9 protein-coding genes are annotated in these 12,853 nt (G+C 70.0%); 3 read left to right on the plus strand and 6 right to left on the minus strand.

The window, feature by feature from the left end:
- Window positions 1–14 precede the first annotated feature (14 nt).
- From OG798_RS26980 to OG798_RS26990, 3 genes are all read left to right on the plus strand, one after another.
- On the plus strand, window positions 15–2,531 hold the full coding sequence (locus OG798_RS26980; protein WP_328757793.1) for an MFS transporter: 2,517 nt from the start codon (window positions 15–17) through the stop codon (window positions 2,529–2,531).
- 106 nt (window positions 2,532–2,637) lie between these two features.
- Window positions 2,638–3,459, plus strand: coding sequence for a YceI family protein (locus OG798_RS26985; protein WP_328757794.1), 822 nt, complete (start codon window positions 2,638–2,640; stop codon window positions 3,457–3,459).
- Between the two features lie 41 nt (window positions 3,460–3,500).
- Window positions 3,501–3,971 carry a PPOX class F420-dependent oxidoreductase gene (locus tag OG798_RS26990; RefSeq protein ID WP_095853799.1) on the plus strand — a complete coding sequence of 157 codons (471 nt, stop codon included), beginning with the start codon at window positions 3,501–3,503 and terminating at the stop codon, window positions 3,969–3,971.
- Between the two features lie 35 nt (window positions 3,972–4,006).
- On the opposite strand, the gene OG798_RS26995 is transcribed toward OG798_RS26990, so the two are convergent.
- The 6 genes from OG798_RS26995 to OG798_RS27020 form a co-directional block, all read right to left on the minus strand.
- Window positions 4,007–4,780 carry a TetR/AcrR family transcriptional regulator gene (locus OG798_RS26995; protein ID WP_095853798.1) on the minus strand — a complete coding sequence of 258 codons (774 nt, stop codon included), beginning with the start codon at window positions 4,778–4,780 and terminating at the stop codon, window positions 4,007–4,009.
- Between the two features lie 79 nt (window positions 4,781–4,859).
- Window positions 4,860–6,365, minus strand: a complete 1,506-nt coding sequence (locus OG798_RS27000; RefSeq protein WP_328757795.1) for an MFS transporter — start codon at window positions 6,363–6,365, stop codon at window positions 4,860–4,862.
- A 161-nt stretch (window positions 6,366–6,526) separates the two neighbouring features.
- Complete coding sequence (locus tag OG798_RS27005; RefSeq protein WP_328757796.1) at window positions 6,527–8,833, minus strand: ArnT family glycosyltransferase; 2,307 nt, start codon at window positions 8,831–8,833, stop codon at window positions 6,527–6,529.
- A complete protein-coding gene (locus OG798_RS27010; RefSeq protein WP_328757797.1) occupies window positions 8,830–10,404 on the minus strand; it encodes a bifunctional glycosyltransferase family 2/GtrA family protein in 1,575 nt (524 codons plus the stop codon). The genes OG798_RS27005 and OG798_RS27010 overlap by 4 nt, the downstream gene beginning before the upstream one ends.
- Before the next feature lie 14 nt (window positions 10,405–10,418).
- On the minus strand, window positions 10,419–12,053 hold the full coding sequence (locus OG798_RS27015) for a HAMP domain-containing sensor histidine kinase (protein WP_328757799.1): 1,635 nt from the start codon (window positions 12,051–12,053) through the stop codon (window positions 10,419–10,421).
- On the minus strand, window positions 12,050–12,790 hold the full coding sequence (locus OG798_RS27020) for a response regulator transcription factor (protein WP_054235077.1): 741 nt from the start codon (window positions 12,788–12,790) through the stop codon (window positions 12,050–12,052). The genes OG798_RS27015 and OG798_RS27020 overlap by 4 nt, the downstream gene beginning before the upstream one ends.
- Between the last annotated feature and the right edge of the window lie 63 nt (window positions 12,791–12,853).

Below are 12,853 nucleotides of genomic sequence, written 5' to 3' on the forward strand. Positions count from 1 at the left end.
AGAGAAGGAAGCCCATGGCAACGACCACACCAGCCGGTGTGCGGGCTCACGCCAAGCACGGAGGTGGACCCGCCGACGGCACTCCGATGACACACCGCCAGATCATGGAGGCCCTCTCCGGGCTGCTGCTCGGCATGTTCGTCGCGATCCTGTCGTCGACGATCGTCACCAACGCGCTCCCCGAGATCATCGGCGACCTGGGCGGCGGCCAGTCCGCCTACACCTGGGTCGTCACGGCCTCGCTGCTGGCCATGACCGCGACCACACCTCTGTGGGGCAAGCTCTCCGACCTGTACAGCAAGAAGGCGCTCGTACAGATAGCCCTCGTCATCTACGTGCTGGGATCGGCCGCAGCCGGCCTGTCCCAGAACCCCGGCATGCTCATCGCATGCCGTGTGGTCCAGGGCGTCGGCGTCGGCGGTCTGTCCGCCCTCGCCCAGATCGTCATGGCCGCGATGATCTCCCCGCGTGAGCGCGGGCGTTACTCCGGTTACCTCGGCGCGACCTTCGCTGTCGCAACGGTCGGCGGCCCGCTGCTCGGCGGTGTCATCACCGACACCTCGTGGCTCGGCTGGCGCTGGTGCTTCTACGTCGGCGTGCCGTTCGCGTTCATCGCGCTGATCGTGCTGCAGAAGACCCTGCACCTGCCCACCGTGAAGCGGGACGTGAAGGTCGACTGGGGCGGCGCGTTCTTCATCTCCGCCGCGGTCTCGCTGCTGCTGGTCTGGGTCACCTTCGCCGGTGACAAGTACGACTGGATATCGGGGCAGACGTACGCGATGGTGGGAGGCTCGATCGTCCTCGGGCTGCTGTTCGTGCTCGTCGAGTCCAAGGCGAGCGAGCCGATCATCCCGCTGCGGCTGTTCCGCAACCGCACCATCACCCTCTCCTCCCTCGCCTCGCTCTTCGTGGGCGTCGCGATGTTCACCGGCACCGTCTTCTTCAGCCAGTACTTCCAGCTGGCCCGCGACAAGTCCCCGACGATGTCGGGCGTCATGACCATCCCGATGATCGGTGGCCTGTTCATCGCCTCCACGGTCTCCGGCCAGGTCATCACCAAGACCGGCCGGTGGAAGTACTGGCTGGTCAGCGGCACCGTCCTGATCGCCGCGGGCCTGGGCCTGCTGGGCACCATCCGCTACGACACGACCTACTGGCACGTCGCGGTCTTCATGGCGCTGCTCGGTCTCGGCGTCGGCATGACGATGCAGAACCTGGTGCTGTCCACGCAGAACCAGGTCGCCCCGTCCGACCTCGGCTCGGCCAGCTCCACGGTGACGTTCTTCCGTTCCCTCGGTGGTGCGATGGGCGTCTCCGCGCTCGGCGCGATCATGTCCACCCGGATCACCGACTACGTCAAGGACGGCCTGGCCGGCCTCGACCCCAAGTACGCCGCCGCGTCCTCTTCCGGCTCCGGCACCATCCCGGACATGGACGCGCTGCCCGCCCCGCTGCGCACCGTCCTGGAGAGCGCCTACGGTCACGGCATCGCCGACGTCTTCATGATCGCCTCCGTCCTGGCGCTGCTCGCCTTCCTCATCGTCCTGTTCATCAAGGAGGTCCCGCTGCGGACCTCGGGCGCGCTGGCCCAGGCCGCGGAGGCCAAGGCGGAGGCTCCGGCCGCCGCCGAGGCACCCGCCGCCGAGGAGAGGATCCCGAGCTGGGCGGCGGCCGTCGCCGAGACGAGCCCCGCGGTCGGACCCGAGGGCACGCAGCGGCTCGCCGCCGTCGCCACCGCGACACGGGAGAGCGCCCCGCTGCCCACCTCCGGCGGCATCCCGGTCCGTGGTCACGTCCGCGGCACCGAGAGCGCGCCCGTCCCGCAGGCCGCGGTCACGCTGATCTCGCTCGCGGGACGGCAGCTGGGCCGGTCGGTCGCGCAGGCCGACGGCTCCTACGCGGTGGACGCGCCCGGCACGGGCTCGTACGTCCTGATCGCCTCCGCCGACGGTTTCCAGCCGCAGGCCTCGACGATCGTCGTGAACGACGAGCCGGTGGCGTACGACATCCTGCTGAGCGGCACGAGCGGGCTGAGCGGGATCGTCCGGGCCGCCGGGACCGGCACCCCGGTCAAGGACGCCATGGTCATCGTGACCGACGTCCGCGGTGATGTACTGGCCACCGGGACCACCGGTGAGCAGGGCCAGTTCGCCTTCACCGAGCTGGTCCCGGGTCCGGTGACCATCGCGGTGAACGCGGCGGGCCACCGCCCGCAGGCCCTCCCCGTCGAGGTCGGCGGCGCCGGAGTCACCCGGATCGAGGTCGAGCTCAGCGCGGGAGCCCAGCTCCAGGGTGTCGTACGGGCCCCCGCCGGCCCCCTGGCCGACGCCCGGGTCACGCTGGTCGACGCGGCCGGCAACGTGATCGGCACCGCCAGGACCGGCGCGGACGGCGCGTACGCCTTCACCGACCTGGACGGCGGCGAGTACACCGTCATCGCGACGGGTTACCCCCCGGTGGCGACGGCTCTCACGGTCTCCGGCAGTGGCGTCGACGACCACGACATCGCCCTCGCCCACCCCGGCGAGTAGCTGATACCCCGGCCCGTGGGGACGCGCGCACTCTGAGCGGAGGTGCGCCCCCCACGGGCCGGTTTCATTGCGACCAATTTTTACTGCTTTGCAGGGAGAAAACGGGATGGGACTGACCGCACGGATTCGCACGCGGGACGGATGGGCCGTGTCGCACGCGGTCGTCACGGTGACCGACATGACCGGGACGCAGGTGCTGCGCGCCGAGGCGGACACCGAAGGAGCCGTGCACGACCCGACCCCGCTCACGCCCGGCGCGTACACCGTGATCGTGACCGCGGTCGGGTACGCGCCCGCCGCCTCCAGCGCGATCGTCACGGTGAGCGGCCGGGCCGAGGTCGGCAACGTGACCCTCGCCCGCCAGGGCGGCAACGAACTGCCGCCGCCCGGCCCCTGGACCGTCGACCCGGCGCACTCCTCCGTCGGCGCCGTCGCGCAGCACCTGGGCATCTCCAGCGTGCACGGCCGTTTCACGGACTTCTCGGCGGCGATCGAGATCTCCCCGGACGACGTGTCCAAGTCCCGCGTCGAAGCCGTGATCTCCGCGGCCTCGATCGACACCGGCAACGGCATGCGTGACGGCCACCTGAAGTCCCCCGACTTCCTCGACGTCGAGACGTACCCGCAGATCACCTACCGCTCGACCGGCCTGACCCCGGCCGGCTCCGACCGCTGGACCGTCCACGGCGAACTCACCATGCGCGGCATCGCCCGCCCGGTCGACCTGGACCTCGCCTACCTGGGCACGGGCGGGGACCCCTGGGGCGGCACGCGGGCCGCCTTCCGGGCGACGACCGAACTCCACCGCGAGGAATTCGCCATGAACTACAACCAGGTCATCCAGGCAGGCATCTCAGCGATCGGCACCACGCTGAAGGTGGAACTGGACATCCAGGCGGTACAGGGAGCACCCCTCCCACAGGCGTGAGGTGCGGGCACCTTCCCGGCGGGCACCCTAGGCTGACTCACATGGCACCGAACATCGCTACGAACACCGCCGTGTCCCTGGACGAACTGCTCGACTTCGTACGCCCCCGCCACCGCGCCATCCTGCTGACCCGGAGGGCGGACGGCAGCCCCCAGGGCTCCCCCCTGACCTGCGGGGTCGACGACGCCGGGCGGATCGTCGTCTCGACCTACCCCGAACGCGCGAAGACCCGTAACGCCAAGCGGGACGAGCGGGTCAGCCTGATCGTGCTGAGCGACGAGTGGAACGGACCCTGGGTCCAGATCGACGGCACGGCCGAGGTCGTCGACCCCCCCGAATCCGTCGAGCCGCTCGTCGAGTACTACCGGAACATCGCGGGCGAACACCCGGACTGGGACGAGTACCGGGAGGCCATGCTCAAGCAGGGCAAGTCGATCATCCGGGTCACGCCGGTGAAGTGGGGCCCGGTCGCGACGGGCGGCTTCCCGGCCCGACTGGCACCCCAGGAGTAGTACAGGAACGACCGAGGGGAGGAGCGGGACAGGCCCTAACCCCGGGCGACCATCGTCTCGATCCCCGCGATCAGCGTTTCCAGCGCGAACGTGAAGTCCCGCTCCCGCATCTCCTCGACCGTGTCACCGCCGCGGGCCTCCATGAGGTCCGCGGCGTTCTCGAAGTTGGCGGAGAACTGCGGCTGTTCGCCGATCGTGCTCATGGCCTGACGGAAGTACTCGTCCTGGGTCATCCCCGCCGAGGCGCAGCGCTGCACGAAGTGGCCCTCGATGGTGCCGAACCCGTACACGAACTGGAAGACCGCCGAGAGCGCGCCCATCTGGCCGTGCCGGGGCAGGCCGGTGTTGCGGATCACCTGCTGGACGCAGAGCGAGAAGGCCATGGAGTGCGGGCCGATGTTCAGGAAGGTCCCGATCAGCGGGGACACCCAGGGGTGGCGGACCAGCAGCGCGCGGTAGCCGGTGGCGAGGGAGCGGAGCTGGTCGCGCCAGTTATCGCCCGACTCCGCGTCGGGCAGCTCCAGTTCGCCGAAGACCGCGTCGAGGGCGAGCTCGAGCAGGTCGTCCTTGGTGTCGACGTACCAGTACACGGACATCGCGGTGACGTTCAGCTCGGCGGCCAGCCGGCGCATGGAGAACTTCGCCATGCCCTCGGCATCCAGCAGCCGTACGGTGACCTCGGTGATCCGGTCCCGGTCGAGCCCCGAGGGCTGCCCGCCCCCGCGCGCCGCAGCGCCCCGGGGAGCCTTGCCCTCCAGCCAGACACTGGTCCGCGCCGGACGCTCGGCACGGTCGGCTGCCCTCACCATGGCGCACCTTCCTCGGAACTCGAAACTCATCACTCATGACTCGGAACTCATGACACGGAACCCTGATGCTAAGCGGGCGCTACGCCGACACCGCCACCGCGGAGTCTGCCCTCTCCGCACGTCGTAGCAACGCCGCGGCCAGCAGTCCACCGAGAAGGACGGCCACCGCGCCCACCAGTTGGCTGGTCTCCAGGCCCGACGAGAACGCGTCCGTGATCCGCCCGCGCTCCTCCTCCGAACCCGCCGAGGCCAGCGCCGCCGGGAGCGAGGCCGCCGCCACCGGAATCAGCGCCGCGAACCGGGAGTTGAGGATCGCCCCGAGCACCGCCACGCCGAGGCCGTTGCCGAACTCGGCGAGCGTGCCGTTGATGCCCGCGCCCACGCCCGCCTTCTCCGGCGGAATCGCGCTCATGATGGCGTGTGCCATGGCCGGGTTGGCCACGGCGGCGCCCGCGCCGATCAGCAACAACCCGAGCAGTGTGCCGCCGTACCCGTGCGCGGCGAGCGTGGCGATCGACACCAGCCCGGCCGACATCAGCGTCATGCCGAGCGCGATCGACACCGGAGTGCCGAGTCTCGCCGTCCACTTCGCCGAGACGCCGGAGAAGTTCAGCGCCACGACCGCGAGCGCGAGCGGCGCCGTACGCAATCCGGCCTCCAGGGGGCCGTATCCCAGGACGAATTGGAGGTGCTGAGTGAGCAGGAAGAGGGCCCCGCCCATGCCGAAGGTGATGAGGACGGCTCCCGCGACGGCTCCGGTGAAGCGCCGGTCGCGGAAGAAGTGCAGGTCGAGCATGGGGTACGGGATCCGGCTCTCCCAGTACGCGAAGGCGGCCAGCACCAGCACGGCGACCGCGTCCGTGGCCAGGACCCGGCCCGACGTCCAGCCGTGTTCGGGGCCGGAGATGATCGCGTACACGAGTGCGGTCATGCCGATCGTCGAGAGCAACGCTCCCAGGAGGTCGGGGCGGTCCCCGCGCGGACTCTTCGACTCCGGTACGAGGGCCACCACCGCGGCGAGGCCCAGGGCCACCACCGGCAGGTTGATCAGGAAGATCGCGCCCCACCAGAAGTGGTTCAGTATGAAGCCGCCGAGGAGCGGTCCGGCCGCGAAGCCGAGGGCGTTGACGGCGCTCCAGATGCCGATGGCCTTCGGGTGCTCAGCGGGGGCGAAGACCTGCATGGCGACGGCGAGCGTGGTGGTCAGCAGGAGCGCGCCACCGACGCCCATCCCGGCCCGCGCGGCGATCAACTGGCCGGTGGAGTCGGCGAGTCCGGCCACCACCGAGCCGATCCCGAAGAGAGCGAGCCCCGCGATCAGCATCTTCTTGCGGCCGTAGCGGTCGGCCGCGCTGCCCGCCGTGAGCAGCAGCCCGGACTGCACCAGCGAGTAGGCGTTGATCATCCACTGGATGTCGGAGGTGGCCGCGCCCAGCTCCCGGGTGAGGGAGGGGATCGCGACGTTCAGGACGGTGTTGTCGAGCAGCACGGTCAGTTGGGCGAGGCAGATGACGCCGAGGATCAGCCAGCGTTGAGGGTGGCCTGGTGGCTGGTCCTCGGGGGGTCCTGGGGGAGTCGTGGACATGCTGTACACCGTAGAACAGTCCCCATACAGCGTACAACGTGATTCTCCGGCGTACGAAGAGGGCGTACGAGAGGGACGTACGAGAAGGATGTACGGAAAGGGCGGTGGCCCGGAGCTGGATCGCTCCGGGCCACCGCCCTGCGTACAGGACCTGCCGTCAGCTACTTGGTCGGCTGCGTCAGGTCGTAGAAGGTGGCCGAACCGACCGTCACCTTCTTGAAGTTGGCCGTGACCCACGAGCTGATCTGGGAGGACGTGGAGGTGGTGGTGGAGGAGGAGTTGCCGCCGCCCATGCCACCGCCCATGCCGCCGCCCGAGATGAAGTAGTGGATCTTGCCGTCCGTCACGTACTTCTTGAACTGGGCCAGCGTCGGGGACGGGTCGGTGCCGTTGAAGCCGCCGATCGCCATCACCGGCTTGCCGGTGGCGAGCTGGTAGCTCGCGGAGTTCTGGGAACCGATGGCCGCGGCCGCCCAGGTGTAGTCGTCCGCGTTCGTCTCCAGCAGCTTCTTGGCCGCGGAGCTGACGGTCGCGCCGTTGAGCAGACCGCCCGCGCCGCCACCGCCCATGCCGCCCTCGCCCATCGCGCCACCGCCGGGCATGCCGCCCTGCTGGTTCTGGCCCTGGGTGTTGCCGTTGCCCTGCTGGTTCTGACCGGGGAAGCCACCGGTACCGCCCGTGCCACCAGTCGGGGGCTGGCCCATGCCGCCGCCCTGCTGGGTGGTGCCGTTGCCGCCCTGCTGGTTCTGGCCCTGGGTGTTGCCGCCGCCCGGGAAGCCGCCCCGCATGCCACCGCCGCCACCGCCACCGGGACCGCCCCGGCCGCCGCCCATCATGCTGGCGCCCGCAGGACCGGCCGTGACGATCGAACCGGTGTGCCCGGTGTTCACCGTGGACAGCGTGTACGCCGTCGGACCCGCGACCGAGGCCACGAAGCTCAGTCCGACCGCAGCGAGGGCCAGTTGACGGCCCAGCCTGGCCGCGAAGATCAGGCCGAGCGCGCCGACCAGACCGCCGATGAGGACCAGCCACTTCAGCCACGGGAGGTAGGTGGGGGTGCGGTTGAGGAGGACGTATCCCCACGCGGCGGTCGCGGTGACCGCGCCGGCGAGGGTGAGCGAGGCCCAGACCTTGCTCCGCTCCTCCCACAGCACCGTCGCGCCCATGCCGACGACGGCCGCGATGTAGGGGGCCAGGGCCACCGTGTAGTACTGGTGGAAGATGCCGGCCATGTAGCTGAAGATGATCGTCGTCATCAGCAGCGCGCCGCCCCAGGCGAGGAACGAGCTGCGCGTCAGGTCGGTCCGCCTGGCCATGGGGGTCCCCCCGCTCGAGCGAAGCCGAGAGTGGGGGAGGGTGAGCACGATGCCCGCGACGAACAGGATCAGCGCGGCGGGCAGCAGCCAGGCGATCTGGCTGCCGATCTCCGAGTTGAACATCCGGTTCCAGCCGGTCTCGCCCCACTGGCCGGTGCCACCGCCACCGCCACCACCGACGCTGCCGGTCTCGTCGCCGTTGATACGGCCGAGGCCGTTGTATCCGAAGGTCAGCTCAAGGAAGGAGTTGTTCTGCGAGCCGCCGATGTACGGGCGGGAGGACGCGGGCCACAGCTCCACGATCGCCACCCACCAGCCGCCGGCGACGACCATCGCCACCGCCGAAAGACCCAGCTGGGCGAACCGCTTCTTGAGCTGCACCGGCGCGCAGACCGCGTACACGACCGCGAGCGGCGGCAGGATCAGGAAGGCCTGCAGGGTCTTCGCGAGGAACGCGAAGCCCACCGCGACACCCGCCCAGACCAGCCACTTCGTCCGGCCGTCCTCCAGAGCGCGGATCACGCAGTAGATCGTGACGGTCATCAGCAGCGCGAGCATCGCGTCCGGGTTGTTGAACCGGAACATCAGCGCGGCGACGGGAGTGAGCGCGAGCACCGCACCCGCGATCAGACCGGCCGCTGGGCTGAAGCGACGGCGCAGTGCCCCGTACAGGACCCCGACCGTGGCCACGCCCATCAGCACCTCGGGGACGAGGATCGCCCACGAGTTGAGACCGAAGATCCGCACCGACAGGGCCATCGGCCACAGCGAGGCCGGGGGCTTGTCGACGGTGATGGCGTTGGCCGAGTCGAGCGAGCCGAAGAAGAGGGCCTTCCAGCTCTGGCTGCCGGCCTGGACGGCCGCGGAGTAGAAGGAGTTGGCGTACCCGGAGGCGCTCAGGTTGTAGAGGTAGAGCAGGCCGGTGGCGACGAGCAGGGCGAGGAAGGCGGGGCGCACCCAGCGCGGGTCCTCGGGTCGGCCGCGCCAGGCTCTGTGGAGGAACGGCTGCCTGGGCTCACCGGACCGGGGGGCCGCGGTGGTCGGCGCCACGGGCTCCTGCAGAGCCGTCGAGCTCGACGGTCCCCAGGAGGGCTCGGCGCCCCCGGAGGGGCTCGCGCCCCCCTGATGGCTCGTGTCGGACTGAGTCGTCATCGTGCGTCCCTCGTGTCCCTCGGGTCGTGATCGTGCGGGCGCACCGCTTGCATCTGCATGGTTGCGTCCCCCCAGGTGCGGTCCGCGGCTTCACCGGCGCGGAACTCGTTGGTCTGGTTGTGGTCGTAGTTGATGTACGGAGCTTGGGGCGCCGTCGCGTTCGGGCGCTGGGGCAGCGGCGTGTGCGGGTGCTGCTGGTGTGGGAGCGGGTACTGGTGCGGGTGCGGGTGGTGCTGCTGGTGCGCCCCCGTCGTCGTGCTGTAGGTGGGCGAGGACGCGTTGTGCGAGGCCGGGTTGTGCGAGGCGACGACGGTCGAGGCCGCCGTCTCGTCACGCCGGTCCGGGAAGACCCAGGCGCGGAAGAGCAGGAACCGCAGCACGGTCGCCGCGAGGTTGGCGGCGATGAGCACCGCGAGTTCGGTGGAGTGCGCGGGGCTGCTCGTCGCCGCGTTCAGGGCGGCGAGCGAGCCGCTGGTGAGGGCGAGGCCGATACCGAAGACGACCAGGCCCTGTGCCTGGTGCCGGACCGCGCTGCCGCGGCCGCGGACGCCGAAGGTCAGCCGGCGGTTGGCCGCGGTGTTGGCGACGGCCGACACCAGCAGGGCGAGCGCGTTGGCGATCTGCGAGCCCGAGAACGAGCGGAAGCCGCTGTACAGGAGCAGGTAGAAGAGGGTGGACAGGGCGCCCACCACGCAGAAGCCGACGAGCTGGCGGGCCAGGCCCTTGGGTACGTCGGTCAGGTCGCGGTCGCGCGGATCGTCCCCGAAGGGGCGCGCGAGCCGGTCGAGCGGGAGCGATCCGGTGGCGAGGGCGCGCCCCACGCGCCACACGCCCTTCAGGTCGTCGGTCGCGGTCTTCACGATGTGCACGGTCGAGTTCGGGTCGTCGACCCAGTCGACCGGCACCTCGTGGATGCGCAGTCCGGCGCGCTCGGCGAGCACCAGCATCTCGGTGTCGAAGAACCAGCCGGTGTCCTCGATCAGCGGCAGCAGTACCTGGGCGACATCGCGGCGGATCGCCTTGAAGCCGCACTGCGCGTCCGAGAAGCGGGCCTGCAGCGAGCCGCGCAGGATCAGGTTGTAGGTGCGGCTGATGAACTCCCGCTTGGCGCCGCGCACCACGCGCGAGCTGCGGGCGAGCCGGGAGCCGATCGCGAGGTCCGAGTGGCCCGAGATCAGCGGGGCCACCAGCGGGAGGAGGGCGTTGAGGTCGGTGGACAGGTCCACGTCCATGTAGGCGAGGATCGGAGCGTCCGAGGCCGACCACACGGTGCGCAGTGCCCGCCCGCGGCCCTTCTGCTCAAGCCGGAAGGACCTGACTTCCGGTATCTCCGACTCCAGCCGTGCGGCCACCTGAGGGGTGGTGTCCGTCGAGGCGTTGTCCGCGACCGTGATGCGGAACGCGTAGGGGAAGGTGCGCTTGAGATGCTCGTGCAGTCTCACCACACACGGCTGGAGATCCTTCTCCTCGTTGTAAACGGGGATCACTACGTCCAGGACAGGCGTACCGGCGGACCCGGCCGGGAGGTGCTCCCGCGCCGGCAGGTTGCCGGGAGAAGAGTCGGTTCGCATGCGAACGACTCTCGTCAAACGCCCTGTTGCACCCATGTGGTGGCGCTGTGCTGTGCCTGTGAGAACAGTTGCGCCTTTGTTTCCACGAACGGATCGACGGCGATCGCGGGCAGATGAAGGGTGAATACCGTCCGTCCGGGCATGCTGTCCACGGTGACGGCGCCGCCGTGCGCGGCGGCGACGGCCTGCACGATGGCCAGTCCCAGACCCGTCGAGCCGGAGGACCGGGAACGCGAGGAATCACCGCGTGCGAAGCGTTCGAAGACACGCGGAAGCAGGTCGGGCGGGATGCCGGGCCCGTCGTCCTGGACGTCCACGCACAGCCACGGTCCGTACCGGTGCACGCGTGCGGTGACGGTCGTACCGGGCGGGGTGTGCGTTCTGGCGTTCGCGAACAGATTGACCATGACCTGTTGCAGCCGTGCGGCGTCCGCGAGGACCAGCGCGGGCTCCTCCGGCAGTTCCAGCCGCCAGTTGTGGTCGCGTCCGGCCGCCCGGGCGTCGCTCACGGCGTCGATGACGAGCGGTACGAGGTCGGTCTGGTCGTACTGGAGCGGGCGTCCGGCGTCCAGCCGTGCGAGCAGCAGCAGGTCCTCGACGAGCAGGGTCATGCGCCCGGCCTCGGACTCGATCCGGCCGAGGGCGTGCCGGGTGTCGGGCCCGGTCTCCTCGCGACCGCGTCTGGTCAGCTCGGCATAACCGCGGATCGACGCCAGCGGTGTACGCAGCTCATGACTCGCGTCCGCGACGAACTGCCGTACGCGCATCTCGCTCTGCTGGCGTGCGTGCAGGGCGCTGTGGATGTGATCGAGCATGCGGTTGAGCGCGGCGCCGACCTGGCCCACCTCGGTGTGCGGGTCGGCCTCGGACTCCGGCACCCGCTCGTAGAGGGTGACCTCGCCGGTGTGCAGGGGGAGCTCGGAGACGCGGGTGGCGGTGGAGGCGACCTTGCGCAGGGGGCGCAGAGCGAGCCCGACGAGGACGCTGCCGGCGATACCGGCGGCGATGAGACCGGCGGCGGTGACGCTGACCTCGACGAGGATCAGGGTGTTGATGGTGTTGGTGACGTCCTTGGTGGGGATGGCGACGTAGTAGTTGCCCCTGGCGCCGGTCTGGTACGTGACGCGGTACTCACCGTGGCCGGGAATCTCCACGCTGTGCACGCCGGTCTTCGGCACGGAAGCGAGCACCGCCTGCTGGGCGGGGGTGAGGTCCTCGGTGAGCATCTGGTACTGGTCGCTGGACGTCTTCTCCTTGGAGAACACCGCCTCGGTGATCCGGCCGTCGCTGCCCACGAGGGCGCCGATCGTGCCCACCGGGTTCGGCCCCCTCTTGAGGAAGCCGAAGGTGTCGTCGTCCGGGGCGGAACCAGCGTTGTTCGCGGCACTCCCGGCATTTCCCGCGTTCGGAGGAGCGCCGTTCGGATCCCCGCCCCCCAGTTTGAGAGGACCGGCCGCCCGCCCGGCGGTCTCGCGCAACTTGCCGTCCAGCTGGTCGTACAGATGCGAGCGCAGCGCGAACGTCGTCACCGTACCGATCACCGCACACACCACCGCGATCAGCGTCACCGCGGAGACGACGAGCCGCGTCCGCAGCGTGCGCGGCTGTCGTCCTCGCCCCTGCTTACGCGGCCGTCGTCGCCCGCTCATGACGCCGCGGGCTTGATCAGGTAACCGGCCCCACGCCTGGTGTGGATCATCGGCTCACGTCCGGCGTCGATCTTGCGGCGCAGGTAAGAGATGTAGAGCTCGACGACGTTGGCCTGGCCGCCGAAGTCGTACGACCACACGCGGTCGAGTATCTGTGCCTTGCTGAGTACACGTCGGGGATTACGCATGAGGAACCGCAGGAGTTCGAACTCGGTCGCGGTGAGGTGGATGTTCTCCCCGGCACGCGAGACCTCGTGGCTGTCCTCGTCGAGAGTGAGGTCGCCGACGACGAGCACGGAGTCGGAACGCCGGTCGGCGGCACCGGAACGGCGGATCAGTCCGCGCAGCCGGGCCACGACCTCCTCGAGGCTGAAGGGCTTGGTGACGTAGTCGTCGCCGCCGGCCGTCAGCCCCGCGATGCGGTCCTCGACGGCGTCCTTGGCCGTGAGGAAGAGGACGGGCACGTCGGGCAGATCGCGGCGCAGACGCCCCAGGACCGCGAGACCGTCCATGTCCGGCAGCATCATGTCGAGGACAACGGCGTCGGGCCGAAACTCGCGCGCGGTCTGCACCGCGCCCTGTCCGTCCCCCGCGCTGCGGATCTGCCAGCCTTCGTAGCGAAGGGCCATGGAGAGCAGTTCGGTGATCGACAGCTCGTCGTCCACTACCAGCACTCGGACGGGGCTCCCGTCCGGCCTCAGCAGTTCGGTGCGCCCCTGGGGCGAGGTCGTGGTCATAGCGGACACCTTGTCGGGGTCCTCTGAGAACGCGCTTTCGGGAACCTGTGATTTCCCTGAGAA

The organism is Streptomyces sp. NBC_00271, assembly GCF_036178845.1.
In the GTDB taxonomy this organism is placed as follows: Bacteria; Actinomycetota; Actinomycetes; order Streptomycetales; family Streptomycetaceae; genus Streptomyces.

Bases quoted from the DNA above. Each gene is read 5' to 3' on its own strand.
- OG798_RS27005 (WP_328757796.1), bottom strand. From the start codon at position 8,833: ATGACGACTCAGTCCGACACGAGCCATCAGGGGGGCGCGAGCCCCTCC.
- OG798_RS26995 (WP_095853798.1), bottom strand. From the start codon at position 4,780: ATGGTGAGGGCAGCCGACCGTGCCGAGCGTCCGGCGCGGACCAGTGTC.
- OG798_RS27020 (WP_054235077.1), bottom strand. From the start codon at position 12,790: ATGACCACGACCTCGCCCCAGGGGCGCACCGAACTGCTGAGGCCGGAC.
- OG798_RS27010 (WP_328757797.1), bottom strand. From the start codon at position 10,404: ATGCGAACCGACTCTTCTCCCGGCAACCTGCCGGCGCGGGAGCACCTC.
- OG798_RS27015 (WP_328757799.1), bottom strand. From the start codon at position 12,053: ATGAGCGGGCGACGACGGCCGCGTAAGCAGGGGCGAGGACGACAGCCG.
- OG798_RS27000 (WP_328757795.1), bottom strand. From the start codon at position 6,365: ATGTCCACGACTCCCCCAGGACCCCCCGAGGACCAGCCACCAGGCCAC.
- OG798_RS26985 (WP_328757794.1), top strand. From the start codon at position 2,638: ATGGGACTGACCGCACGGATTCGCACGCGGGACGGATGGGCCGTGTCG.
- OG798_RS26990 (WP_095853799.1), top strand. From the start codon at position 3,501: ATGGCACCGAACATCGCTACGAACACCGCCGTGTCCCTGGACGAACTG.
- OG798_RS26980 (WP_328757793.1), top strand. From the start codon at position 15: ATGGCAACGACCACACCAGCCGGTGTGCGGGCTCACGCCAAGCACGGA.